Raw genomic sequence first — 25,869 nt, forward strand, 5'->3', positions numbered from 1 at the left:
CCGTTGCTTTCTCTCGAGTGCCTCTCCCCAGGGTCTATGCAAGTTCGGGGGGAGGCGCGTCACGACAGGATGTCAGTGCGCGGCGGGTCCTTCGACACCGAAGACGGCCTCATTGAGGAAGCCGTGGACGTAGATCGAGAACGAGCGCCAGCACTCGACGCGGTAGAGCGGTGCGTTCGTCGGGCGCAGCAGCACGATCTCGGCCTTGCCGAGCAGGGTGCGGGTGGCGCTGCCCGGCGGGAAGCCGGTCTCGGACAGGTCGAGCGGGCAGCCGGCATTGAGGACCGCCGCCGCCTGCCGGCCCGAGACGTCGATGCCGACATTGCGGTGCGAGACGTCGACCAGAGAATGGGACAACCCGGCGAGCGCCTCATGGATCCGTCCCTGGAGGAGGTCGGCATCGGCCTCCGGGCCGCCGACGAGCCACTCGTCGGGCCCGAGGCGGGCGAGCCAGGTCTCGCCGTCGGTGCCGAGCGTGTTGATCGGCGTCTCGAGCGCGAGCCCGGCGAGTTTCGGCGCGGCGCCGTCGGCGAGCCGCACCCGCAGGGAGAAGCGCGCCTCGGCGCCCGCGGGCCGGACCGATACGCCCGAACCGGTGGTGGCAGGGCGGGACTGTGCGCCGAGCGGCAGGGCGCGGGCGGCGCGGTAGCGGGTCTCAAGCATGGATGCGCTCCCCCTGGACGTCGAAGAAGACCGGTTCGCAGACGGTGACGCGGGTGAACCCGTCCGGCGTGGTGACGTGGAGATGGCCGTTCATGCGCTCCCGGCCGCCCTCGACCAGGGCCAGCGCGATGGAGCGTCCGCAATTGGCGCTCCAGTAGCTCGACGTGACGTGGCCGAGCATGCGCATCGGGATCGGCTGGCCCGTATCGGCGACGATCTGCGCGCCCTCGTCGAGGACGAACGTCGGATCGTCGGTCATGAGCCCGACGAGCTGCTTGCGGTCGGAGGCCACCACGTCGGGGCGCGCCAGCGAGCGCTTGCCGACGAAGTCCCCCTTGGCCTTCGGGATCATGCCGGCCATGCCGACATCGTCCGGGGTCACCGTGCCGTCGGTCTCCTGGCCGACGATGATGTAGCCCTTCTCGGCGCGCAGCACGTGCATCGTCTCGGTGCCGTAGGGCGTGATGCCGTGGGCTTGGCCCGCCTCGAACACCGCCTCCCAGACCGCGCGGGCGTGGTCGGAGGGCACGTTGATCTCGAAGCCGAGTTCACCGGTGAACGAGACGCGGAACAGCCGGGTCGGCACGCCGCAGATCGTGCCCGTCCGCATCGCCATGTGCGGGAAGGCCTCCGGCGACAGGTCGATGTCGTCGACCAGCGGCGCGATCACGTCGCGGGCCTTCGGGCCCTGAAGCGCGATCACCGCCCATTGTTCGGTGGTCGAGGTCAGGAACACGTCGAGGTCGGGCCACTCGGTCTGGAGGTAGTCCTCCATGTGGGCCAGGACGCGGGCGGCACCGCCCGTCGTCGTGGTGACGTGGAAGCAGGCGTCCGAGACGCGGGCGACGACACCGTCGTCGAGGATGTAGCCGTCCTCCTTCAGCATCAGCCCGTAGCGGCAGCGGCCCGGGGCGAGCTTGGTCCAGGGGTTGATGTAGAGGCGGTTCATGAACTCGGCGGCGTCGCGGCCGACGATCTCGATCTTGCCCAGCGTCGAGGCGTCGAAGATGCCGACCCCCTCGCGCACCGCCTTGCACTCGCGGGCGACCGCGGCGTGCAGATCCTCGCCGGCCTTCGGGAAGTACCAGGCGCGCCGCCACAGGGCGACGTTCTCGAACAGGGCGCCGTGGGCCTCCGCCCATTCGTGGATCGGCGTGGTGCGGATCGGATCGAACAGGGCGTGGCGGGCGGGGCCCACCAGCGCGCCGAAGGTCACCGGCGTGTAGGGCGGCCGGAAGGTGGTGGTGCCGACCGCCGGCAGCGCCTTGTCGAGCTGCCCGGCGACGATGCCGAGCGCGTTCATGTTCGAGGTCTTGCCCTGGTCGGTCGCCATGCCGGTCGTGGTGTAGCGCTTGACGTGCTCGATCGACTGGAAGCCCTCGCGCACCGCGAGCTTGATGTCCTTGGCGGTGACGTCGTTCTGGTAATCGACGAAGGCGCGGACCTTGGCCGGGTTCGCATCCGTCGGCATGATCCGCACCGGCTGGAAGCCGGTCAGCGTCTGCGTCGCCTCGAAAGCTTGCCGCGCGTCCGAGCCCGCGGCGGCGGCACCGGCGGCGAAGCCATCCGCGAGGCAGGCGGCGAGGTCGTAGCGGCCCCGCGCCGCGCCGGCCGAACGCTCGGCCTGGGCCGAGACGCTCGGCACGAAGGCATCGATGGCATCGTCGTAGGCGAGCTTGCCGCGGGACTGCGAGAACAGGTGGACGGCGGGCGTCCAGCCGCCGGACATCCCGACGCAATCGCAAGGGAGAATGCGACGGCCGCCGCACCGGCCGTCGCTCCCGACAGGCGCCACGACGAGACCCGTGACGCGCTTCCGGCCCTTCGATCCGACCACGGTGTGGCCGGTCAGCACTTCGGCCCCGGCGGCGCGCAGGCGCGCCAGTTCCGGCCCGCAATCCGCTTCCAGGCGCAGATCGACGAGGGTGACGTCGAGGCCGGCGGCCCGCGCATCGAGCGCGGCCTGGTAGGCCGAGGCGCCGCTCGTGGCGAAGACGAGCTTGCGGCCCGGCGCCACGCCGTAGCGGTTGAGGAAGACCCGCACGCTCTCGGCGAGCAGGATGCCCGGCCGGTCGTTGTCGGCGAAGACCAGCGGGCGCTCATGGGCGCCGCCGGCGAGCACGACCTCGCCCGCCCGCACCTGCCACAGACGCTCGCGGGGCGCCGGACCCGCGGCGGACGACAGGTGGTCGGTGACGCGCTCGGTCATCGCCACGTGGTTGTGGTTATAGTAGCCGAAGGCGGTGGTGCGGGGCAGCAGGATGACGTTCTCGCAGGCATCGAGTTCGGCCAGCGTCTCGGCGAGCCAGTCCGCCGTGGAGCGCCCGTCGATCTGCGAGGTGGTGTCGTGCAGGAGCGCGCCGCCGGGCTCCGCGCCCTCGTCGGCGAGGATGACGCGCTTGCCGGTGCGCGCTGCTGCGAGCGCGGCGGACAGGCCCGCCGGGCCGGCGCCGACGATCAGCACGTCGCAATGGGCGTGGCGGTTGGCGTAGCGGTCGGGATCGGACTCGGTCGGCGCCTTGCCGAGACCGGCGGCGGCGCGGATGAAGGGCTCGTAGACCCGGTCCCAGAACGTCCGGGGCCACATGAAGGTCTTGTAGTAGAAGCCCGCCACGAAGACCGGCGAGAGCCAATCGTTGACCGCGCCGACATCGAATTCGAGCGACGGCCAGTGGTTCTGCGAGGTCGTGCGCAGCCCCGAGCGCGCCTCGACCACGGAGGCGCGGTTGTTCGGGTCGACCCGGCCGGGGCCGCGATCGACGGAGAGCAGCGCGCTCGGCTCGTCGGGGCCGTGGCTCAGGATGCCGCGGGGGCGGTGGTACTTGAACGAGCGCCCGACGAGGTGGATGCCGTTGGCCAGCAGCGCCGAGGCGACGGTGTCGCCGGCGAATCCGTGGACCGGCTTCCCGTTGAATTCGAAGACGATGGGGCGGGTGCGGTCGATGCGTCCGCCGCGGGACAATCTGAACGGCTGTGCCATCTCACGTCCTCGTCTCGCTCTTGGTTGCGGAATTGGTTCCGAGAATCGTTCCGGGTTTCACGCCGGATTTCGGCTGCTCGCCGATCGGATAGGTTTCGATGAAGCGGTCGCTGACCGTGTCGCGCCGGGCGTTGAACCAGCGGCCGCAGCCGTGGACGTGGCACCAGCGCTCGGCATGCACGCCCTTGGGGTTGGCGCGCACGAACAGGTGCTCGCTCCAGCCGCCGTCATCGACGCTCATCGGGTCGGCGGGGCGGGCGATGTGGGCTTGGCCACCGCACCGGAACTCGGTCTCGGGCCGTTTGCCGCAATGGGGACAGGCGATCAGCAGCATGGTTCGAGCTCCCGACGGATGCGGATCAGTGCGCGACGGCCGCGGCGGCGGCCTCGTCGATGAGGCGGCCGGTGCGGAACCGGTCGAGGGTGAAGGGGGCGTTGATCGCGTGCGGCGTGCCGGTCGCAAGGGTGTGGGCGAAGACGTGGCCCGAGCCCGGGGTCGCCTTGAAGCCGCCGGTGCCCCAGCCGCAATTGACGAACAGGTTCGGCACCGGGGTCTTGCCGATGATCGGCGAACGGTCCGGGGTCACGTCGACGATGCCGCCCCAGGAGCGCAGCATCCGCATCCGGGTGAATTGCGGGAACAGCTCGCAGATCGCGTCGAGCGTGTGGGTGGTGATGTGGAGGCCGCCCTGCTGGCTGTAGGAGGTGTACTGGTCGGTGCCCGCGCCGATCACCAGTTCGCCCTTGTCGGATTGCGACAGGTAGGCGTGGACCGCGTTCGACATCACCACGCAGGGGAAGCACGGCTTGACCGGCTCGGAGACCAGCGCCTGGAGCGGGTAGCTCTCCAGCGGCATCGACACGCCGGCCATCGCCATCAGGGTCGAGGTGTGGCCGGCGGCGACCACGCCGATCCGGCCGGCGCCGATGAAGCCGCGGGTCGTCTCGACGCCCACCGCCGCACCGGAGGCGTCGCGGCGGATGCCGGTGACCTCGCAGTTCTGGATGATGTCGACGCCGCGGGCGTCGGCGCCGCGGGCATAGCCCCAGGCCACCGCGTCGTGGCGGGCGGTGCCGGCCCGGCGCTGGAGCGCGCCGCCGAGGACCGGGTAGCGCAAGGAGCCCGAGATATCGAGCGGCGGGCAGAATGCCTTGCACTCTTCCTTCGAGAGCCACTCGTTGTCGATGCCGTTGAGGCGGTTGGCGTAGACGTGGCGCTTGAAGCTCTGGACGTCGTGGATGTTGTGCGCGAGCATCAACACGCCGCGCTGGGAGAACATGACGTTGTAGTTCAGCTCCTGGCTGAGCCCCTCCCAGAGCTTGAGCGCGTGCTCGTACATCGCCGCGCTCTCGTCGTAGAGGTAGTTGGAGCGGATGATCGTGGTGTTGCGGCCGGTATTGCCGCCGCCGATCCAGCCCTTCTCCAGCACCGCCACGTTGGTGATGCCGTGCACGGTGGCGAGATAATAGGCGGTCGCCAGCCCGTGCCCGCCGCCGCCGACGATGACGACGTCGTAGCGGGGCTTGGGCTCGGGGGCGCGCCACTGGCGGCCCCAGCCCGTATGGCCCCGCAGGGATTCGGAGAGTAGCGACGTGAGGGAGAAGCGGCGCATCGGTCGACCTCGCGGTGTTGACAGATCATGGTCCGCGCCCCGCGGCGGGGCTTGATCGACGGCGACCGCGAGTTTGGGATTCCCGACTTCGATCGATTTCCCGGCCTGTCTCACCGAAAGGCCGCCGCGCGGCGTCAACCGGCCCTGTTCGGTGGAATGCTTCGCGCAGCCGGTCGACCGACAAACCGGATGACGTGCCCGATCACGCGGCGGTGATCCGAGGGGCAAACAAGAATTATTCTATTGCCTTCGACGGCCGATCGGAGATTAAGTTCCGGTGTGGGCGTCGCCTTTGCGGAGGTGCCGCGTCCGATCGACCGTGCCGGGCACAGCCGGAGCGACCCCGAATCGCTTCCCCGCCGGCGCAGGATCGGACCGGCACGCGACTTGCCCACCAAGCCGCGGCACAGGCCGACAAACGGTGGTCGGGATGGAAATGACGATCGCGGCCGGGGCCACATGCCCGGCAGGTGTTGCTGCGGCGAGCGAGGCTGTGACCGGGAGAGCCATCTCCGTCGGTTTCATGCTGGTCGATCGCTTCTCGATGATCGCCTTCTCCTCGGCGATCGAGCCCCTGCGGCTCGCCAACCGCGCGGTCGGCCGCGATCTCTATCGCTTCTCGCTGTGGTCGGAGGACGGCACCAAATGCACCGCCTCGAACGGGATCGAGGTCAAGGTCGCGGGCCGCTTCTGCGATGCGCAGGACTTCGACATGCTGGTCGTGTGCGGCGGCATCGACATCCAGCACCCCGATCACCGCGCCCTCCATTCGGCCCTGCGCCGGTGCAGCGCCCGCGGGGCGGCGATCGGCGCGGTGTGCACGGGCACCTACGTGCTGGCCAAGGCCGGCCTCCTCGACGGATACCGGGCGACGATCCACTGGGAGAACCTGCCGGGCCTCGTCTCGGAGCATGACGGGCTGGAGATCGGCTCGGACCTGTTCGAGATCGACCGCAACCGCTTTACCTGCGCCGGCGGCACTGCGGCGGCCGACATGATGCTGTCGCTGATCATGCGCGACCACGGGCCGAGCGTGGCCTCGGAGGTTGCCGACCAGCTCATTCACCACCGCATCCGGGAATCCGGTGAGCGTCAGCGGATGGACCTGCGCATGCGCCTCGGGGTCTCGCACCCGAAGCTGCTGCGGGTGGTGGGGCTGATGGAAACCTCGCTCGCCGAGCCGCTCGGCAGCCAGGAGCTCGCCGACGCGGTACAGCTCTCGACCCGCCAGCTCGAGCGGCTGTTCCTGAAATATCTCGGCCGCTCACCGGCCAAGCACTATCTGCGCATCCGCCTGGAACACGCCCGCACCCTGATCCGCCAGACGGCGATGCCGCTGCTCTCGGTGGCGTTCGAGTGCGGCTTCACCTCGGCCTCGCACTTCTCGAAGGCCTATCTCGACTGCTTCGGCCAGCCGCCGAGCGCGGAGCGGAAGGCGATGCAGGGACACGCCGCCGCCCGCGTCTGAGACGGTTTCCGCTCGATTCGTTCGGACGACGCCTCGCGAGACGGGTGAGGAACCGATCCGATCAACGCGGCGCTGGACGATGCGGCACCCCGTTGAGCGTGGGTGGCCGTGTGCCGAGGCGGACCCACGACGAGATCGGACCCCGGGGGCGGGCTTGGAAAGCGAAAACGCCGGCTCCCAGGGGAAGCCGGCGCGCCGCTCACGAGAACAGCGATCCTAGAGCATCGTGCTGGAAATCAAATCCAGGACGATGCTCTAGCCTCTTGTTTTCGCATCGTCCCGAAAGTCGGAGGCCACCTTTCGGGATGATACTCTAGAAATAGTAGCCGATATTCATGATGAACCGCGACTTCCAGCGGTTCTCGCCGCCCTGGGCGAGGCCGTCGTTGAATTCGCCGACGCCGACATAGGGGTCGTTCCGGCCGATGGCGGCCTCGGTGTAGATGATCAGGTTCGGATCGGCGGTCAGGGTCCAGGCGCCGCCGAGCGTGAAGCGCTCGCTGGCCCGGAAGTTTGCCTTGTCCTTGTAGAAGGCACTGAAGCCGGCGAAGGGCACCACCGTGAACGGGCCGATCGGGTCGGGCACCTTGTAGGTCACCTCCGCCGAGACGAAGTTGCCGCGCGCCGCGAGATTGTACGAGAAGTCGAAGCCGCCGACCGTGACGAGATCGTTGCGGAAGGGGTTTTTCGGGTCGATGTCCTGGCGGACATAGATCGCCTTGAAGCCCCAGGGGCCGTAGGTGCCGAGCGCGTGCAGACCTTCGAGCTGCTTGGTGCCGGTCTGGCGCGTATCGAAATTGTAGATGTCCGAGTGCCAGATCGAGGCGCCGAAGGCGAGCGAGGCGGTGTCGTTCTTGAGGACGAAGTACTCCGCCCGGCCGATGAACATGTTCTGTTCGGCGTTGTTGGTTCCGAACGTGACGTAGGGGTCGGCCCGGACGATCGCGGTGGCGTAGCGCGCGCTGTCCGGGCTCAGGCCGAAGGCGTTGGGGGCGGAGCCCGGATAGAACCCAACCTGATAGTTGAGGTCCGGCTCGACATGCGAGAACTTGACGCCGAGATTGTACACTTCCTCCAGGCCCATGGTGAAGCCGAGTGTTTCGAGGAAGCTCGTCCCGAAATACGGGGTCAAGCCGAAGGGAGCTTGGTTGATGCCGGCGGTGATGCTGTCTTCCGGCGTGAACTTATAGCCGACATAGGCCCACATCGGGTAGCTCACCTCGCCCGGATTGCCGCGATAGCCGCTGCGAGGGCCGTAGATCGAGCTGCCGCCGTAGAACCGGTACTGGGCCGAGCCGAAGATCGTATCGGAATCGTAGGTGGCCTTGAGCGCGAGGGTATCGAAGTCGAAATTCTCCCGCGCCTTGCGCACGCCGCCGCGGCTGGCATCGTCGAAGCGCCAGTCGTAGCGGGCGCGGATGGCACCGCCGAAGGTGAAGGTCCCCGAGTCGGTCTTGCCCTTCGGCGGCCCCAGATCGAAATTGCTGCGGGATTCGGGCGTGTAGCGCGGATCGGCGACGGCAACCGGCTGCTCGCTGTTGGCCTGACTGGGCTCGGCATTGACCTCGACCGGGCCCTGCGCCTGCGCCGCGGCTGTCGATGGGCACAGCATGACCCCTGCGGCACATGCCACGAGGGCAGCCGCCAAACCGTTCGCCGTCATATCCCCCAACCCCCTTGAATGAAGACCCAGGTCGCCTTCCGAGCTGTTTCCCGTCGTTTTTCTTATGTCTCGGACCGGGCCGTCACTTCAGCCAGCCATCGACCGTCGCGCGATTCTGCGCGATCCACTTCGCGGCGGTCGCCTCGGGCTTGGCGCCCTTTTCCTCGTTCTCCGCCATCACGGCTTCTTCGTCCTCGATGGTGAGCTTGAACTTCTGGAGGATCGCGTAGACCTCGGGCATGTCCTCTTTCAGCCCCTTGCGGGCCAGCGTGTTCACGCTCTCGGCCTCGCCGAAGCTCTTCTTCGGGTCGGCGAGGTATTTCAGGTCGTAGCGCGCGAACATCCAGTGCGGCGTCCAGGCCGTGACGACCACGTCCTTCTTCTGCCGCACCGCGTCCTTCAGCGCGCTGGTCATCGTGGCGTCGCTGCCGTCGAGCAGCTTGACCTTGAGGCCGTAGGCCTTGATCGCCGCCTCGGAACTCTTCATCACGCCGGCGCCGGGATCGATGCCGATCACCTTGCCGTCGACCTCGGAGGCCTTGGTCGCCAGATCCTCGATCGAGTTGAGGGACGACGTGGCGGGCACGGCCCAGCCGATCCGGGCCCCCGTGACGTTCGGGCCGATCAGGTCGATGCGGTTCTTCAGTTTTTCGTAATAGGCGCCCTGCGTGACGGGGAGCCAGGCCGCGACGCTCGCATCCGCGTCGCCGGTCGCCACGGATTGCCACATGGCGGCCGCGGCGAGCGGAATCGTCTTCACTTGGTAGCCTTTTTCCTCAAGGGCGAGCTTGAGGATGTTGGTGGCGACCACGGCGTCGGCCCATTCCACGTAGGCGAGCCGGACCTGCTTGTCCGCCGCCTCGGCCGGCGGTGCGATCAGCGCAAGGCAGGCCATCACCCCAAGTATCGGAGCGCGCATGAAGTGAACCTTTCGGGCTTTTCGAGAGGTGAAGTCCGGTCCTGGACCGAGACCGAGCTTGGTCCGGGAAATCTTGATCTTTGAGAGATCCGGCCGGTCAGTGTTCAAGTCGCAATATGTCATATGTTATTCTAATGGAAGGCGAACGCAAGCGGATTCGGTTTGCCGACCGGAGATCGAGGGCTCAGGCCACACCGTGCGGACGAGCCCGGGCGGCGAGGGCCTGCGTCACGCGGTCGAGGATCACCGCCACGATCACGATGCCGATGCCCGCCTCGAAGCCGGCGCCCGCCTCGAGCCGCTGGATCGACTGCCAGACCGCGCGGCCCAATCCGCCGGCGCCGATCATCGCCGCGATGACGACCATGGAGAGGGCGAGCATCATGGTCTGGTTGACGCCGGCCATGATGGTCGGCAGCGCGAGCGGCAACTGCACCTTGAACAACTTCTGGGTCGCCGAGCTGCCGAAGGCGTCGGAGGCCTCGACGAGTTCGCCCGGCACGTTGCGGATGCCGAGCGCCGTCAGCCGGATGACCGGAGGCACCGAGAAGACGATGGTGGCAAAGCAGGCCGAGACCGCGCCGAGCCCGAAGAAGGGCAGCGCCGGGATCAGGTAGACGAAGCTCGGCAGCGTCTGCATCATGTCGAGGATCGGCGAGAAGGTCCGCCACGCCCGTCGGCTGAGCGCGAACCAGATCCCGACGGGAACGCCGATCACGAGCGCCGCGGCGGTGGCGATGGTGACGAGGACCAGGGTCTCGACCGTCGCCTGCCAGAGCCGCAGGTTCCACAGGAACAGCAGGCCGACGAGGGTCAGGAGCCCGATCTTGCGACCGCCGGCCCGGTAAGCCGCGAAGGCCGCGACCGCGATGCAGAGCCATGGCGGGATCGCGACGAGGGCGGTGGTCAGCGTTTCGATCCAGTCGGAGACGGTGCGGCTGACGGCTCGGGTCAGCCAACTGCCATGCTCGGTGAGCCAGTCGAGGCCGTTGTCGCTGAGCGTGTCGAGGGGGAATTTGGGGACGTTCCACTCCATGTCGGGGCTCCTGACGGCTTTGAGGGGATCGGGGCACCGGCATGCGGCTGACCGTGCGTGCCGGGCCGCGCGGCGAGCGCCTGCACGACGTCACGGCTCATGATGGCGCCGATCAGGCGTCCGTTCCGGCCCACGACCGCGACGGATTCCTCGGCGGCGACCGTCGCGAGGAGGCTGTCCAGCCGGCTGTCCGCCTCGACGACGGACTGTCCGAGATCGAGCAGGCTGGAGAGGGTCTCGGTCGGCCGGGCGGAGGCGAGCCTCTCGGCGAAGATGCGGCCGACCAGCCGTCCGTCCCCGTCGGCGACGAGCCAAACCCGGTTGCTTGTGCGGCCACCTGCCCCGCCGAGCGCGGCCCGCGCCTCGGCCACCGTCTGCGTGGGGGCGAGCACGGGGGCGGAGCGATCCGCGACCTGCTCCGCCCGCAGCACGGCGGCCAGATCGATATGCTCGACGAAGCGCTCGACATAGTCGGTCGCGGGGCGGGCCACGATGTCCTCGGGCTGCCCGATCTGCACCACCTCGCCATCCTTCATCAGGACGATGCGGCCGCCGAGCGCGATGGCCTCGTCGAGGTCGTGGGAGACGAAGACGATGGTCTTCTTGAGCTTGCGCTGGAGGTCGCGCAGCTCCGCCTGCATGTCGCGGCGGATCAGGGGGTCGAGGGCGCTGAAGGCCTCGTCCATGAGCAGGATGTCGGCATCGGCGGCCAACGCCCGCGCGAGGCCCGCCCGCTGCTGCATGCCGCCCGACAATTCATGGGGATACTTCGTCTCCCAGCCCTTCAGGCCAACGAGTTCGATGGCCTGCATCGACCGCTCGGTCCGCTCCTTGGCCGGGAGCTGCTTGATCTCGAGGCCGAACCCGACATTGCCGAGGATGGTCCGGTTGGGCAGCAGCGCAAAGTGCTGGAAGACCATGCCGAAGGTCTTCTGGCGGAAGGCGAGCAAGTCCTTGCGGCCGAGCCGGGTCACGTCCACCCCGTCCACGACGATCCGGCCGCAGGACGGCTCCACGAGACGGTTCATGCAGCGCAGGAGCGTCGACTTGCCGGAGCCGGACAGGCCCATCAGGACGAGGATCTCGCCCTCTTCGATGTCGAACGAGATATCGCGCAATCCGACGACCGCACCGCAGGCGGCGGCGATGTCGCTCTTGCGCTTTCCCTGGGCGATCAGATCGAGCGCCTTGAGGGAGTTCGAGCCGAATATCTTGCTGATACCTTCAAGATTGATCCGGCCCATGGGGTGATATCTTTCGATATAAGCCGATATTGTTCACGGCAGAATTTTCTGACAAGCTTATCTTCGACGATGTAAGAGTATTTCCGGCCCTTCGAGGGGGCTTGTCGTATTGCGACGCTTTATTGGCAGCGACCGACGTTCCGGAATTTTAACGCCTCGGCGACCGATCTATGTTGGTCGGTGCTGCGTTTCCGGGCAGATGTGTTCAATAAAGTTGCAAGATATGTGCGGGCCTTGTGCAGAAGGCCCGTGGTTCCCGGCCGGCCGATGCGAGTCCCTGCCGGGGCCGCGCTGTACTCTGGTCGATGCCGTCATCCGGCGCTTCGCCGAGCCCGCGTGCGGTTCGCGGCCGCCGATCCGGCGCCGAACACCGCTCTGCCCACTTGCACCGAATGCGAATTCAGGCTGCAGCGCGCTTAAAACGTGGGCATGAAAGATAAAAACTTACGCAGCCCAAGAATGGTCTCGGCTTGACCAAGAAAACGCCGGGCCTAAAACCATCATCGAGTTGACCGCTAGGGTTCCAGCATCTCTTTGATGTGTTCGGTCCGAGAGCGGTTGCCGCGGCGGGAGACATCCGCCCGGATGCACGGCGGGATAAAAGCCCGGGAGACCTCACTAGCCAGAGATTGGCAAGGGAAGGTCTTGTACAATCTCTTTCTATACGGGAAGGGACGTATGCCCGGCAGAGCCTCCAAGACAGACTTTTCGACATTTTCGGCGGATGCACGCCTGCGTGCCGTCCGACCCGCGCCGCCGACCGGCCTTCGGCCTGCCTCGGCCGCGCTCGGCGAAGGCTTCCCCAGCATCGTCCCATAGGCCGCGCCGGTGCGCGGGCGCTGCGAGCGTCTCGCGCCTGCGGTCTTCCCGATCCGCGCCCTCTTCCCGGTTCCCTTCCTGACCCCCTGGCCCGGCGCTCGTGCTCCGGGTCCCCGACGATGGGCTTTCCCGCCTGCCGCCGCCTTTCCGCGCGCTCGAAATCCGCGAGCGCCCGACAGCCGAACCGAACGTCGCACGCTGTGTCCGGCCATTCGGCCACCCCATGAGACGAGACATGCGCATCCCGAGTCTGATCAATCCTCGTCTGATCACCGATGGTCTCACGGGCGTCCGGCGCGGCCTGTCTGCAATGACCCTCGCGCTCGGCCTCCTCGCCGCGCCGGTGGCACAGGCCGCCGAGCCGCTGCGCATCGGCTACAGCGACTGGCCGGGCTGGGTGGCGTGGCAGGTCGCCATCGAGAAGGGCTGGCTCAAGGAGGCCGGCATCGACGCCAAGTTCGAGTGGTTCGACTACTCCGCCTCGATGGACGCGTTCTCGGCGGGCAAGCTCGACGCGGTGACCTGCACCAACGGCGACGCCCTCGTCATGAGCGGCAACGGCGCCCGCAACGTCATGATCATGCTCACCGACTTCTCCAACGGCAACGACATCATCGTCGGCAAGCCGGGGGTGAAGTCGCTGGCCGATCTCAAGGGCAAGAAGGTCGGGCTCGAAGTCGGCCTCGTCGAGCATCTCCTCCTCATCGACGGCCTGCAGAAGGCCGGGATCAAGGAGGGCGACGTGACGCTGATCAACGCCAAGACCAACGAGACGCCGCAGATCCTCGCCTCCGGCGACGTCGCCGCCATCGGCGCGTGGCAGCCCATCGCCGGCCAGGCGATGCGCGGCGCGGCGGGTGCCCGCCCGCTCTACAGCTCCGCCGACCGGCCGGGCCTGATCTACGATGTGGTGACCGTGACGCCCGCGAGCCTCGCCGCGCGGCGGCCCGACTGGATCAAGCTCGTCGGCCTGTGGGACCGCGTCGTCGGCTACATCACGGACCCGAAGACGCAAGGGGACGCGGTCGCCATCATGGCGGCCAAGGTCGGGGTCGAGCCCGCCGTCTTCACCCGCTTCCTCAAGGGCACCAAGCTGCTGACGCTGGCCGAGGGCCGCGCGGTGATGAAGGATGCCGACGGGTTCGGCTCGCTCTACGGCTCGAGCCGGCACGCGGATGCCTTCAACGTCAAGTTCGAGGTCTACAAGACCCCGCAGGACGTGAAGGCCGCCATCGATCCCGCCCTCACCGACGGCAAGTGAGGCGCGCCCCGATGCGTGCCCAACCGCTTCCGCCCCGGTCCGACGGGGACGCCGCTCCGGCGCTCGCCCCGCTCCCGCCGGTGGCGGGGGCGGCCCCTGTCGCCGGCCGGGCGCGACGGTCGTGGATCGGCGTGGCGCGGCCCCTCACGCGGCGGCGCCACCTGACGCTGACGCTGCTCTCCTTCCTGCTGCCGCTCGGCCTGTGGGCGGCATTCTCCTACCTGCCCTTCCTCTGGCATCCGCTGGTCGAGGTGACGAACCCCGGTGATGTGGCCTGGATGGAGCCCGGCATGCGGGTGCCGCGGGCGGCCTTCGCCGAGGAGGTCGCGACCGCCCGCGACGCCGGCACCGCCCTGCCCGAGGGGCGCTCCGCCAACCCGGTCTACCTGCCCGCGCCGCACGCCGTAGCGGCGGCCTTCTGGACCGCGCTCACCGCGCCGCCGCCCCAGCGCGACGCGATCTGGCTTCCGGCGAGCCTGTGGCACTCGATCCAGATCATCTTCTGGGGCTTCACGATCTCCTCCCTCGTCGGCGTGCCGCTGGGCATCCTGTGCGGGGCGCAACCGACGATCGCCCGGCTGACCGAGCCCGTGATCGAGTTCGTGCGCTACCTCCCCGCCCCCGCCTTCGGCGCGCTGATGGTCGCCATCCTCGGGATCTACGATGGGCCGAAGATCGCCATCATCGTCATCGGCACGTTCTTCCAGCAGGTGCTCGTCATCGCCAACACCACGCGCCGGGTCGATCCGCTGCTGGTCGAGGCCGCACTCACCATGGGCTCGCGCAACCTGCGCCTGATCCGCCGGGTGATCGTGCCGGCGGTGCTGCCGCAGATCTACCGCGACCAGCGCATCCTGCTCGGCTGGGCCTGGACCTACCTGATCGTCGCCGAGCTGATCGGCACCTCGTCCGGCATCACCTTCTTCATCACACAGCAGGCGCGCTACCAGCATTTCGACAACGTCTACGCGGCGATCCTCGTGATCGGCCTTATCGGTGTCGCCACCGACATCGCCCTGGCGCTGATCGGCCGCCGCCTGTTCCCCTACGCGAGGGCCGGGACATGAGCGGCGCTCCGATCCCGCTGACCGCGGAGCCCTGCGACTACCGCACCCAGTGCGAGCCGGTCCGCGCCCGCTTCGACCGGCTGAAGGCCCGCGACGTCGCCCTGCGGGTGGAGGGGCTCGGCAAGGTGTTCCGCAACGCCGACGGCGCGGAGACCGTCGCCTTGCGCGGCATCGATCTCGTTACCCACCGCCGCGAGTTCCTCTGCGTCGTCGGGCCGTCGGGCTGCGGCAAGTCCACCTTCGTGCGCATCCTCGCGGGCCTCGAGACCAAGAGTTCCGGCTGCGTCAGCGTCGAGGGCCGCGCGGTCTCCGGCCCCGGCGCCGACCGGGGCATGGTGTTCCAGGGCTACACCCTGTTCCCCTGGCTCACCGTCAAGCGCAACGTCGCGTTCGGGCTCGAAGAGAACGGCGAGTCGCGCCACGTGGCCGAGCGCGAGGCGGCGCAATGGCTCGCCCTGATCGGGCTGGAGCGCTTCGCCGACGCCTACCCGCACCAGCTCTCGGGGGGCATGAAGCAGCGCGTGGCGATCGCCCGTGCGCTGGCGATGCGCCCGCGCATCCTGCTGATGGACGAGCCGTTCTCGGCGCTCGACACCCAGTCGCGGGCGCGGATGCAGGCCTACCTGATCGAGATCTGGCGCAAGATCGACATCACCATCGTCTTCATCACCCACGACCTCGACGAGGCCGTGCATCTGGCCGACCGCATCCTCGTCCTGAAGGCCCATCCCGGCGAGGTCGAGGAGCTGATCGAGGTGCCGGTGCCCCGGCCGCGCCATCCCGGCCAGAGCCTGACGCCGGAATTCCGCGCCACCCGCGCCCGGCTCGACGCGCTGATCCACCCCGGCGAGGCGGAGGCCGACGGTCCGGCCGATCTCGGTGGCCTCGATATGGTCACCCGGATGGCGAGCGTGGGGGACGAGGTCGAATGAGCGCCCTCCCGAGCCTTCCCTTGCTCTGGTCCGAGCGCAGCTGGGAGGAGATCCCCGGTGATCTCCAAGCGGCCGCGGGGGCCGCGCTCCTGCCCGTCGGCGCCACCGAGCAGCACGGGCCGCATCTCGGCTGCGGCATGGATTTCGTGCTGGCCGACGCCCTCTGCCGCGCGGTCTCGGCCCGCACCCGCGTGCCGATGCTGCCGGCCCTTCCCTACGGCTGCTCGCTCGGCCATTCGCGGCGCTGGCCCGGCACCATCGCCCTCGATCCGCTGCTGATGACCGACCTCGTCCGGCAGATCGGCGCCCAGGCCTACCATTCGGGCGTGCGCCGCCTGTTCCTCGTCAACGGGCACGTCACCAATGCCGCGCCCCTGCGCTGCGCGCTCGAATTGCTGCGGGCGGCCCACGACGACCTGATGCTGGCGCTCGTCAACACCGCGACCGTCAGCGCGCGGGTGCGCGCGGCCCATTTCAGGGATGCCGAGGACTGGCACGCCAACCGCGCCGAGACCGGCCTGATGCAGGCGCTCGCTCCCGCCCTCGTGCGGGAGGACCGCATCGTCGATGCCGACGACCCGGACCGCACCGAGGGGCTCGTCTTCGCCCATCCGGTCAACCGCACCAGCCGCAACGGCGTCACCGGCCGGCCCTCGGAAGCGAGCCCGGCGGAGGGCGCCGAACTGTTCGCCTGGATGGTCGAGGACCTGACCGCCCTCGTCCGGCGCGGGCTCACCGAGACCCCGCCCCTCCCCCATTCCTACGACGGCCCGGCCGTCGTCACCGAAGGAGCCTGACACCCATGGGCCATGCGAACGAGGTCGATCCGCAGATCCGCGCCGTGCAGGAGGATCTGCGGGCCAAGGGCGTGAAATACGTCATCGGCGCCTATGTCGACATCCACGGCGCGCAGAAGGCCAAGGTGGTGCCGATCGACCACCTGCCGCAGATGGCGGCGGGCTCCGAGCGCTACACCGGCTACGCCCTCGACGGCCTGGGACAGGCCCCGAACGAGGACGAACTCGCCTCGGTCCCGGATTTCTCGCAGGTCATCCAGCTGCCCTGGGAGAGCAAGCTCGCCTGGGCGCCGGCCGACCTCACCTTCCAGGGCAAGCCCTACCCGCTCTCGACCCGCGTCGCCCTCAAGAACGTGCTGGCCCAGGCCGAGGCGATGGGCTTCGGCTTCAACCTCGGCATCGAGTGCGAGATCTTCCTGCTGCGCCAGGCCGCCGACGGCTCGCTGCACACGCCGGTGGCGGACGACAAGCTGGTGAAGCCCTGCTACGACGTGCGCGGCTTCATCGACAACTTCTCCTGGCTCGACAAGGTCGCGACCACGATCAACGATCTCGGCTGGGACCTGTATTCGTTCGACCACGAGGATGCGAACGGACAGTTCGAGTTCGACTTCCAGTACGCCGACGCGCTGACCATGTGCGACCGGCTGACCTTCTTCCGCATGATGACGAAGCATTACGCGAAGGAGGAGGGGCTCATCGCCACGATGATGCCCAAGCCCTTCGCCGACCGCACCGGCAACGGTGCGCATTTCAACATGTCGCTCTCCGACCGCGAGACCGGCCGCAACCTGTTCGCCTGCGCTGCCAGTGAGGATCCCCGCGGGCTGGGCCTCACCGAGACCGGCTACCACTTCATCGGCGGCGTGCTGCGCCACGGCCGGGCGCTGTGCGCGGCCTTCGCGCCGACGGTCAACAGCTACAAGCGCCTCGTGCGCCAGGGCGCGATGGCCGGCTTCTCCTGGGCGCCGGTGTTCAACTCCTACGGTTCGAACAACCGCACCAACTCCGTGCGCGTGCCGGCCGGCGGCGGGCGCTGCGAGAGCCGCAACGCCGATGGGGCGGTCAACCCCTACCTCGCCGCCGCCCTGGTGCTGGCGGCCGGGCTGGAGGGCGTGCGCGAGCGGATCGACCCCGGCCAGCCCAACGAGGACAACCTCTACGAACTGAGCGACGGCGAGCGCCGGGCGCGCGGGATCGCGTTCCTGCCCCAGACCTTGCAGGAGGCGGTCGATGCCTTCGCCGCCGATCCCCTGGTCGAGGCGACGCTGGGCACGGGGCTGCGCGATGAGTTCATCCGCACCAAGCGCGAGGAGTGGAACGCCTACCATCTCACGGTGAGCCCGTGGGAGATCGAGCGCTACAGCCATCTGTTCTAGGAGAGTTTGCGATGAAGACCGTCATCAGCTTCGCGAACTCTTCCGCCGAACCCTCGACCTACCGGCCGGCGCCCGAGCGCATCCTGGCCGGAGACCCGGTCCAGACCGCGACCCTCCACTTCACCAGTGCCGACGGGCGCTTCTCCGCCGGCACCTGGGCGGCGGAGCGGGGCACGTGGCGGGTCGTCTTCACCGAGAGCGAGTTCTGCCACCTGCTCGAAGGGGTGATCGTCGTCACCGACGAGGCCGGCACGCGGACGACCTTCCGCGCCGGCGACGCCTTCGTCTCGCCTGCCGGCTTCACCGGCACCTGGGAGATCGTCGAGCCGGCCCGCAAGCTTTTCGCCTTCTACGAGTAGTCCAACCCCAAATTGGCCTGCCGGGACGGCCCGGCCGCGACAGGGCTCTTGGACCGGGACGACCCGGCCCTGATCGGAGACATGCGCAATGTCGGACGAAGCGGGCATCATCGCCGAGAACCGCCGCCGCTACGAGGAACTGAAGCGGGCGGGTCAGGGCCACGCCCCGCGCGCCCTGCCCGGCCCGAGCCCGCGCGGCGGCGTGCCGCTCGACGAGGCCGCGGTGCTTCACCGCGAGACCATCCCCGGCGGCTGGTACTGGACCACGGCGCTGCGGGCCGGCGAGGCGCTCCGGCTCAGCCTCGACCACGGCCCGTCGAGCGTCGCACTGGTGGCGTGGTCGGCCGCCGATCCGAGCGAGCGGCTGAACACCGCCGACACCGTGAAGGTGCAGTGGACGGCTGCCCTGCGAAAGGGCCGGGTCCTGTTCTCCGACATGGGCCGCGTGATGTTTTCGATGACCGAGGATTCGTGCGGCGCGCACGACGCCCTCGTCGGCGGCTCCGACGCCGCCTCGAACGCGGCGCGCTATGCGGGTGGTCCGCACCGCAACACCCGCGACAACCTCGTGCTGGCCGCCCTCAAGAGCGGATTGGAGCGGCGCGACATCCCTCCTTGCGTCGCATTCTTCGCCCCCGTCGTGGTCGGGCCGGAAGGCCGCTTCGCCTGGAACGCCGCCGGCCGCGCGGCGGGCGATTTCGTCGATCTGCGCGCCGAGATGGACCTGACCGTCGCGCTCTCGAACTGCCCCCATCCCCTCGATCCGGCGCCCGACTACGCGCCGAACCCGGTGGCGGTGACCCGTTTCCGCGCCCCACCCCCGGCAATGGACGACCTCTGCCGCACCGCCACGATCGAGGCCGTGCGCGGCTTCGAGAACAACGCCGCCGCCGGCTTCTGAGGGGAGCGACACCCATGACCGACACCGTGACCACGCTCTTCGACCAAGTCGTTCTGGATCAAGTCGCTCTGGATCAAGCCGTTCTGGATCAAGTCGTGCCCGCACAGGCGCCGTTCTCGACCCTGGTGCGGGCCGGCCAGACCCTCCGCATCGAGGACATCGAGGGCTGCCAAGCCGTCGATACCCTGTTCTACCGCGCCGACGACCTGGGCGAGCGCTACTCCTCCCAGGATACGGTGCGGGCGCAGGGCGCGGCCTACGTCACCACCGGCACGCGGGTGATGTCGAACGAGGGCCGGGTGATGCTCACCGTCACCGCCGATTCCTGCGGGCGCCACGACACCTCGGCCGGGGCCTGCTCCTGCGAGAGCAACACCGTCCGCTTCGGCCACGCCACCAAGTATCTCCACGCCTGCCGCGAGAACTTCGCGCTGGAGGTGGCGAAGTACGGCCTGTCGAAGCGCGACATCGTGCCGAACATCAACTTCTTCATGAACGTGCCGATCGAGCAGGACGGGGGGCTCGCCATCGTCGACGGCGTCTCCTCGCCCGGCGACTATGTCGAGCTCCGGGCCGAGATGGACGTGATCTGCGTGATCTCGAACTGCCCGCAGATCAACAACCCCTGCAACGGCTTCAACCCCACGCCGATCCGCGTGACCGTCCGCGGCGAGGGCTGACGATGTTCGCCAAGGTTCTGGTCGCCAATCGCGGCGAGATCGCCGCCCGCGTCGTGCGCACATTGCGGCGCATGGGCATCGCCTCGGTCGCCGTCTACTCGGACGCCGACCGCTTCACCCCGGGTGTGCTCGCCGCCGACGAGGCCGTGCGCCTCGGCCCCGCGCCGGCCGCGCAGAGCTATCTCGACGTCGAGGCCGTCATCGCCGCCTGCCGGGCCACGGGCGCCGAGGCCGTCCATCCCGGCTACGGCTTCCTGTCGGAGAACGTCGGCTTCGCCGAGCGGCTGGCGGCCGAGGGCATCCGCTTCATCGGCCCGCGCCCGGAGCACCTGCGCGCCTTCGGCCTCAAGCACACGGCCCGCGATCTCGCCAAAGCCACCGGCGTCCCGCTCCTGCCCGGCACCGACCTGCTGCCCGATGTCGAGACGGCGCTGAGTGCGGCCGAGACGATCGGCTATCCCGTGATGCTCAAGAGCACGGCGGGCGGCGGCGGCATCGGGATGCAGCTCTGCCATTCGGCGCAAGAGTTGGCCGAGCGCTTCGCCGCGGTGGAGCGCACGGCCCGGGCCAGCTTCGGCGATGCCCGCGTCTATCTCGAGCGCTTCGTGGCGCAGGCCCGCCATGTCGAGGTGCAGATCTTCGGCGACGGGCGCGGCCGCGTCGTGGCGCTCGGCGAACGCGACTGCTCGCTCCAGCGCCGGAACCAGAAGGTGATCGAGGAGACCCCGGCCCCCGGCCTTTCCGACGCCGTGCGCGCCCGGCTCCACGCCGCGGCGGTGGCGTTGGGGGAGAGCGTCGCCTACGCCTCGGCCGGCACCGTCGAGTTCATCTACGATCCGGATCGGGAGGACTTCTCGTTCCTCGAAGTGAACACGCGGCTCCAAGTGGAACATCCGGTGACGGAGGCGGTGTTCGGCATCGACCTCGTGGAATGGATGGTGCGCCAGGCCGCGGGCGAGGACCCGATCGCCACCGCCGGCCTGCTCGTGGCGAAAGGCGCCGCGATCGAGGCCCGTCTCTACGCCGAGATCCCGCACGCGAACTTCTCGCCGAGCGCCGGCCTGCTGACCGAGGTGCGCTTCCCCGACACCGCTCGCATCGACGGCTGGATCGCCACTGGCACCGAGGTGACCCCGTTCTACGACCCGATGCTGGCCAAGATCATCGTCACCGGGCCCGACCGGCCGGCGGCTCTGGCGGCGCTCCGGCAGGCGCTGGCCGACACCGCCATCTCCGGCATCGAGACCAACCTCGATTACCTGCGCACCATCGCGGCCTCCGACCTCTTCGCGAGCGGGCGGGTCGCGACCACGGCCCTGCGCGACCTCGCCTATGCTCCCAAAAGCATTGAGGTGCTGCTGCCGGGGCCCCAATCGAGCCTGCAGGAGTTGCCCGGCCGGCTCGGTCTGTGGGAGGTCGGCGTGCCGCCGAGCGGGCCGATGGACGCCCGCTCCTTCGCCCACGCCAACGCCCTCGTCGGTAACGGGCAAGACACCTGCGCCCTCGAACTCACCGTCTCGGGCCCGACCCTGCGCTTCCATACGGATGCCCGGGTGGCGCTCGCGGGCGCCGCGATGCGGCTCACCCTCAATGGTGAGTCGCGTCCGCACGGCGAGGCCTTTTCGATAACGGCGGGGCAGACGCTTGCCGTCGGCGCGATCGAGGGGCCGGGCCAGCGCGCCTATCTGGCGCTGCGCGGCGGCCTCGCGGCGCCCGTGGTGCTCGGCTCGCGCGCGACCTTCGCGCTCGGTGCCTTCGGCGGTCACGCCACCGGCGTGCTGAAGGCCGGCGATGTGCTCCATCTCGGCGACGCGCCGGAGGTCGCGGCCTCCGCGCCGGAGCCCGCGCCGCTGGCGCAGGACTGGGAGATCGGCGTCGTCTACGGCCCGCACGGGGCGCCGGACTTCTTCCAGGAGGCCGACATCGCCGACCTGTTCGCGGCGTCCTACGAGGTCCACTTCAACTCGGCCCGCACCGGTGTGCGCCTGATCGGCCCGACGCCGCGCTGGGCCCGCAGCGACGGCGGCGAGGCGGGCCTGCATCCCTCGAACCTGCACGACAACGCCTACGCCGTCGGCGCCATCGACTTCACCGGCGACATGCCGATCCTGCTCGGCCCCGACGGCCCGAGTCTGGGCGGTTTCGTCTGCCCCGGCGTCATCGCCCGCGACGAACTCTGGAAGATGGGCCAGCTCCGGCCCGGCGACACCGTGCGCTTCCGGCCCCTGGCCCGGCCGGAGGACGAGATGGCGGCACCCGCCGTGATCCGGGGCGCGGGCTCCGTTCCCGGCTCGCCCGTCCTCGCCCGCGACGAGACCGGCCCGGTCCCCGTCGCCTACCGCCGCCAGGGCGACGACAATCTCCTCGTCGAGTACGGCCCGATGGCCCTCGATATCGGGTTGCGGCTGCGGGTCCATCTCCTGGCCGAGGCGGTGCGCGCCGCCCGGCTCCCCGGCCTCGCCGACCTCACGCCGGGCATCCGCTCGCTGCAGATCCATTACGACGGCACGGCGCTGCCGCGCCCCCGCCTCCTCGGGCTGTTGCGCGAGATCGAAGCCGACCTGCCGGCCGCCGAGGATGTCAGCGTCCCGAGCCGGATCGTCCACCTGCCGCTTTCGTGGAACGACCCGCAGGCGGCGCTCGCCATGCGCAAGTATCAGGAGCTGGTGCGCCCCAACGCGCCCTGGTGCCCCTCGAACATCGAGTTCATCCGCCGCATCAACGGCCTGCCCGACGAGGCGGCGGTGCGCCGCATCATCTTCGACGCGAGCTACCTCGTGATGGGGCTGGGCGACGTCTATCTCGGCGCGCCGGTGGCGACCCCGGTCGATCCGCGCCACCGCCTCGTCACGACGAAGTACAACCCGGCCCGCACCTGGACGCCGGAGAACGCGGTCGGCATCGGCGGCGCCTACATGTGCATCTACGGCATGGAGGGGCCGGGCGGGTACCAGCTGTTCGGGCGCACGATCCAGATCTGGAACACGTGGCGGACCACCCGCGAATTCGTGCCGGGCCATCCCTGGCTGCTGCGGCCCTTCGACCGGATCCGCTTCCATCCCGTCTCCCACGACGAACTCACCGAGGCCCGCGCCGCCTTTCCGCACGGGGCCTATCCGATCCGGATCGAGGAGGGCCGCTTCTCCTACGCCGAGCACCGGGCGATGCTGGCGGGCAACGCCGCCGAGATCGCGCAGGCGGGCGCGCGCCAGAGGGCGGCCTTCGCCGCCGAGCGCGAGCGCTGGAAGGCGGAAGGGCTCGACAGCTTCGTCGCCGACGAGGCGGTCGCCGCGGAGGCCGCCGCGATCCCGCCCGGCTGCGAGGGCGTGCCGACCACGGTGCCGGGCAATGTCTGGAAGGTCTTGGTCGGCGAGGGCGAGATCGTGGCCGCGGGGCAGACGGTGGCGATCCTCGAATCGATGAAGATGGAGGTGGCGGTCACCGCCCCTGTCGGCGGCCGGGTCCGCGAGATCCGGGCCGGGCCCGGCCGCACCCTGCGCGGCGGCGACCTCGTCGCCATCCTCGAGATCTGAAGGCCGGGACGGATCTTGCAAGGCGCGACCGGCCGGATGGCGGAGGCCGCCCGGCACGCTCCCCGCACAGGCACGGAGACGGCCGATGATGCAGCAGATCCACCGCGCCCTCGCCGCGATCCTCGGTCTGGTCGTGCTCGGCCTCCAGGCCAAGGCTGCCGGGCGGCTGCCGCAGGGCGACCGTGACCGGGAGACACCGCGATAGGCAATCCGGCAGCCGGGCCATCAGGCTCGGGTCGCCGGAGGCATTTGTGTTTGAATTTCGGGCCGCGTGCCGCCCGCACGACGCCCTTCCACGGACGTGAGAGATCGATGCCGGTTCCCGCCTTCCCGAGCCTCAGCGCACTCCACGCCGCCTATGCCGACGGGCTCTCGCCCGAGGCGGTGGTGGCGGAGATCGACCGCCGGATCGCTGCTGCCGACGATCCGGGCATCTTCCTCGCGCGGGTGCCGGAGGCGGACATGCAAGCCGCCGCCCGCGCGCTGGGCCCCTTCGACCCCGTGAACAAACCGCTCTGGGGCGTGCCCTTCGCCGTGAAGGACAACATCGACGTGGCGGGCCTGCCCACCACCGCCGCCTGTCCGGACTTCGCCTACACGCCGCAAGAGACAGCCCCGGCGGTGGAACGCCTGCTCGCGGCCGGTGCGGTCCTCGTCGGCAAGACCAATCTCGACCAGTTCGCCACCGGCTTGGTCGGCGTGCGCACGCCCTATCCGGTGCCGAAGAACGCCATCGATCCGGCGGTCGTGCCGGGCGGCTCCTCGTCCGGCTCGGCGGTGGCGGTGGCGCGCGGCCTCGTCGGCTTCGCCCTCGGCACCGACACGGCGGGCTCGGGCCGGGTGCCCGCCGCCCTCAACAACGTGGTGGGGCTCAAGCCCTCCCTCGGCAGCGTCTCGGGCCGCGGCGTGGTCCCGGCCTGCCGCACGCTCGACACCCTCTCCGTCTTCGCCGGCACCGTGACGGAGGCCGATGCGGTCTACCGGATCATCGCCGGATACGATCCGCAGGATCCGTATTCGCGCGCCCTGCCCGTCCCGCCCCGCCCCGGTGCCCTGCCTCCCGGCCTGCGCGTCGGCGTGCCGGATGCCGGGGGCCGCATCTTCGGCGGCGACGCGGCCTCGGAGGCGGCCTTCGATGCGTCGCTGGCCGATCTCCGGACGGTGATCGGCGGCGCGGTGTCGGCGGTCGATCTCGCGCCCTTCTTCGCAGTGGCGGGGCTCCTCTATGCCGGCCCCTGGGTCGCCGAGCGCTATCAGGCGATCCGCGGCTTCATCGAGGAGCGCCCCGAGGCCCTGCACCCGATCACGCGGGCGATCATCGGTGCGGCCACCCGTCACTCGGCGGCGGATGCCTTCGCCGGCCTCTACCGCCTGGCCGAACTGCGCCGGGCGACGGAGGCCGTCTGGCGCGGGATCGACGTGCTCGTGGTGCCGACCTACCCGCGTCCGCGCCGCGTCGCCGAGCTCGAAGCCGACCCGGTCGGGCCCAACAGCGAACTCGGCACCTACACCAACTTCGTCAACCTGCTCGATCTCTGCGCCCTCGCGGTGCCGGGCCGCTTCCGCACCGACGGCTTCCCCTCCGGCGTCACGCTGATCGCCCCGCGCGGGGCCGACGGCCTCATTGCCGAACTCGGCGCCCGCCTCCACGCGGCGGCCGGCGGCACCCTCGGGGCGAGCGGCGTGCCGATTCCGGCGGAGGCCGCATCGCGCGGGGATCGCGCGCAAGGGGATGAGATCGAGATCGCGGTGGTCGGCGCGCATCTGTCCGGCCTGCTGCTCAACGGCGAGCTGACCGCCCGCGGCGCCCGCTTCCTGCGCGCCGTCCCCACGACACCGGATTACCGCCTGCACGCGCTGCCCGGCGGACCGCCGGCCCGGCCCGGCCTGATCCGCGTCGCGCCCGGTACGGGCCATGCGATCGCGACCGAGGTCTGGGCGCTGGCGCCGGACGCCTTCGGCCGTTTCGTGGCGGGGATTCCCTCGCCGCTCGCGATCGGCACGCTGTCGCTGGCCGACGCCACGGTGCCGAAGGGATTTTTGGCGGAAGCGGCCGGGCTCGCGGGCGCGCGCGACATCAGCGGGCATGGCGGCTGGCGCGCCTATCTCGCCTCCGGGGCCGCGACGTAGAGCCGTGCCCGGCCCGATCGCATCGGGCCGGAGCCCCTTGGAGAAACCTCTCGGGGGGATGAGCCCTTTCCTTGACGGAAGCCAAGGAGGTTCACGATGGCAGACGCGAAGACGGAGCGGGAGGCGATCGGGACACAGCCGCCCGGTCGCCCGCCCGGTGAGCGCAGCAAGCCCGAAGCGGAGCCGGATCTCGGACCCACGGGCCCGGCCTCGGCCGAGGGCGAAAAACCCGGCCCTCAGTCCGGCGGCTACGATCAGCACTCGCCCGATCGTTCGACGGACAATGCGAAGGGCGGCTACGGCGCCGGCTGAGCCGGCCCGCGGGGCGGGCGGAGGCGTACCGCTGCCTGCCCCGCAGAACCGATGCCCAGGAGCCGTCTCATCCCCAAGCGGCGGCGCGTTCAAAATTGGGTGTAAGTGTCTCT

General features: G+C 69.7%; 20 protein-coding genes and 1 riboswitch. Of the genes, 12 read left to right on the forward strand and 8 right to left on the reverse strand.

Annotation, left to right across the window (positions count from 1 at the left end; all coding sequences use genetic code 11):
* Nucleotides 1-72 precede the first annotated feature (72 nt).
* From E4V01_RS13890 to E4V01_RS13905, 4 genes are read right to left on the reverse strand one after another with little or no spacing between them, the layout of a single operon-like run.
* Nucleotides 73-663, reverse strand: a complete 591-nt coding sequence (locus E4V01_RS13890) for a sarcosine oxidase subunit gamma (RefSeq protein WP_135298746.1) — start codon at nucleotides 661-663, stop codon at nucleotides 73-75.
* The gene (locus E4V01_RS13895) at nucleotides 656-3,643 is read right to left on the reverse strand and encodes a sarcosine oxidase subunit alpha family protein (RefSeq protein WP_135298747.1); all 2,988 of its coding nucleotides are present in this window, start codon (nucleotides 3,641-3,643) and stop codon (nucleotides 656-658) included. Before E4V01_RS13895 ends, E4V01_RS13890 begins: the two co-directional genes overlap by 8 nt.
* A gap of 1 nt (nucleotide 3,644) precedes the next feature.
* Nucleotides 3,645-3,977, reverse strand: a complete 333-nt coding sequence (locus E4V01_RS13900; protein WP_135298748.1) for a sarcosine oxidase subunit delta — start codon at nucleotides 3,975-3,977, stop codon at nucleotides 3,645-3,647.
* 25 nt (nucleotides 3,978-4,002) lie between these two features.
* Complete coding sequence (locus tag E4V01_RS13905; RefSeq protein ID WP_135298749.1) at nucleotides 4,003-5,256, reverse strand: sarcosine oxidase subunit beta family protein; 1,254 nt, start codon at nucleotides 5,254-5,256, stop codon at nucleotides 4,003-4,005.
* Between the two features lie 436 nt (nucleotides 5,257-5,692).
* Here E4V01_RS13905 and E4V01_RS13910 point away from each other — a divergent pair, with 436 nt between their 5' ends.
* The gene (locus tag E4V01_RS13910; protein ID WP_060772353.1) at nucleotides 5,693-6,724 is read left to right on the forward strand and encodes a GlxA family transcriptional regulator; all 1,032 of its coding nucleotides are present in this window, start codon (nucleotides 5,693-5,695) and stop codon (nucleotides 6,722-6,724) included.
* Between the two features lie 313 nt (nucleotides 6,725-7,037).
* On the opposite strand, the gene E4V01_RS13915 is transcribed toward E4V01_RS13910, so the two are convergent.
* From E4V01_RS13915 to E4V01_RS13930, 4 genes are all read right to left on the reverse strand, one after another.
* Nucleotides 7,038-8,387, reverse strand: a complete 1,350-nt coding sequence (locus tag E4V01_RS13915; protein ID WP_060771042.1) for a hypothetical protein — start codon at nucleotides 8,385-8,387, stop codon at nucleotides 7,038-7,040.
* A gap of 82 nt (nucleotides 8,388-8,469) precedes the next feature.
* Nucleotides 8,470-9,306, reverse strand: coding sequence for a glycine betaine ABC transporter substrate-binding protein (locus E4V01_RS13920; RefSeq protein WP_060771041.1), 837 nt, complete (start codon nucleotides 9,304-9,306; stop codon nucleotides 8,470-8,472).
* Between the two features lie 184 nt (nucleotides 9,307-9,490).
* Complete coding sequence (locus tag E4V01_RS13925; RefSeq protein ID WP_060771040.1) at nucleotides 9,491-10,342, reverse strand: proline/glycine betaine ABC transporter permease; 852 nt, start codon at nucleotides 10,340-10,342, stop codon at nucleotides 9,491-9,493.
* Entirely contained in the window at nucleotides 10,258-11,586 is a 1,329-nt protein-coding gene (locus E4V01_RS13930) for a glycine betaine/L-proline ABC transporter ATP-binding protein (RefSeq protein WP_135298750.1), read from the reverse strand. The genes E4V01_RS13925 and E4V01_RS13930 overlap by 85 nt, the downstream gene beginning before the upstream one ends.
* Nucleotides 11,587-12,090: 504 nt before the next feature.
* Nucleotides 12,091-12,200: riboswitch (guanidine-I (ykkC/yxkD leader) on the forward strand.
* Between the two features lie 440 nt (nucleotides 12,201-12,640).
* Between E4V01_RS13930 and E4V01_RS13935 the strand changes: the two genes are divergently transcribed.
* From E4V01_RS13935 to E4V01_RS13985, 11 genes are all read left to right on the forward strand, one after another.
* Nucleotides 12,641-13,666: an ABC transporter substrate-binding protein gene (locus tag E4V01_RS13935; RefSeq protein ID WP_135298751.1), complete on the forward strand. Its 1,026-nt coding sequence runs from the start codon at nucleotides 12,641-12,643 to the stop codon at nucleotides 13,664-13,666.
* An 11-nt stretch (nucleotides 13,667-13,677) separates the two neighbouring features.
* Nucleotides 13,678-14,733, forward strand: a complete 1,056-nt coding sequence (locus E4V01_RS13940) for an ABC transporter permease (protein WP_060771037.1) — start codon at nucleotides 13,678-13,680, stop codon at nucleotides 14,731-14,733.
* Nucleotides 14,730-15,665, forward strand: a complete 936-nt coding sequence (locus tag E4V01_RS13945) for an ABC transporter ATP-binding protein (RefSeq protein ID WP_135298752.1) — start codon at nucleotides 14,730-14,732, stop codon at nucleotides 15,663-15,665. The genes E4V01_RS13940 and E4V01_RS13945 overlap by 4 nt, the downstream gene beginning before the upstream one ends.
* On the forward strand, nucleotides 15,662-16,462 hold the full coding sequence (locus E4V01_RS13950) for a creatininase family protein (protein ID WP_135298753.1): 801 nt from the start codon (nucleotides 15,662-15,664) through the stop codon (nucleotides 16,460-16,462). Before E4V01_RS13945 ends, E4V01_RS13950 begins: the two co-directional genes overlap by 4 nt.
* 5 nt (nucleotides 16,463-16,467) lie before the next feature.
* Nucleotides 16,468-17,841, forward strand: coding sequence for a type III glutamate--ammonia ligase (gene glnT / locus E4V01_RS13955; RefSeq protein WP_135298754.1), 1,374 nt, complete (start codon nucleotides 16,468-16,470; stop codon nucleotides 17,839-17,841).
* Nucleotides 17,842-17,852: 11 nt separating this feature from the next.
* On the forward strand, nucleotides 17,853-18,200 hold the full coding sequence (locus tag E4V01_RS13960) for a cupin domain-containing protein (RefSeq protein WP_060771033.1): 348 nt from the start codon (nucleotides 17,853-17,855) through the stop codon (nucleotides 18,198-18,200).
* A gap of 88 nt (nucleotides 18,201-18,288) precedes the next feature.
* On the forward strand, nucleotides 18,289-19,101 hold the full coding sequence (locus E4V01_RS13965) for an urea amidolyase associated protein UAAP1 (RefSeq protein WP_135298755.1): 813 nt from the start codon (nucleotides 18,289-18,291) through the stop codon (nucleotides 19,099-19,101).
* 14 nt (nucleotides 19,102-19,115) lie between these two features.
* Nucleotides 19,116-19,781, forward strand: coding sequence for an urea amidolyase associated protein UAAP2 (locus E4V01_RS13970; RefSeq protein WP_193763203.1), 666 nt, complete (start codon nucleotides 19,116-19,118; stop codon nucleotides 19,779-19,781).
* A gap of 2 nt (nucleotides 19,782-19,783) precedes the next feature.
* Nucleotides 19,784-23,314: an urea carboxylase gene (uca, locus tag E4V01_RS13975; RefSeq protein ID WP_135298756.1), complete on the forward strand. Its 3,531-nt coding sequence runs from the start codon at nucleotides 19,784-19,786 to the stop codon at nucleotides 23,312-23,314.
* 312 nt (nucleotides 23,315-23,626) lie between these two features.
* Complete coding sequence (gene atzF, locus E4V01_RS13980) at nucleotides 23,627-25,444, forward strand: allophanate hydrolase (RefSeq protein ID WP_135298757.1); 1,818 nt, start codon at nucleotides 23,627-23,629, stop codon at nucleotides 25,442-25,444.
* Between the two features lie 96 nt (nucleotides 25,445-25,540).
* Nucleotides 25,541-25,756 carry a hypothetical protein gene (locus E4V01_RS13985; protein WP_060771028.1) on the forward strand — a complete coding sequence of 72 codons (216 nt, stop codon included), beginning with the start codon at nucleotides 25,541-25,543 and terminating at the stop codon, nucleotides 25,754-25,756.
* The last annotated feature ends 113 nt before the right edge of the window (nucleotides 25,757-25,869 follow it).

Source organism: Methylorubrum sp. Q1, assembly GCF_004683995.1.
GTDB lineage: Bacteria > Pseudomonadota > Alphaproteobacteria > Rhizobiales > Beijerinckiaceae > Methylobacterium.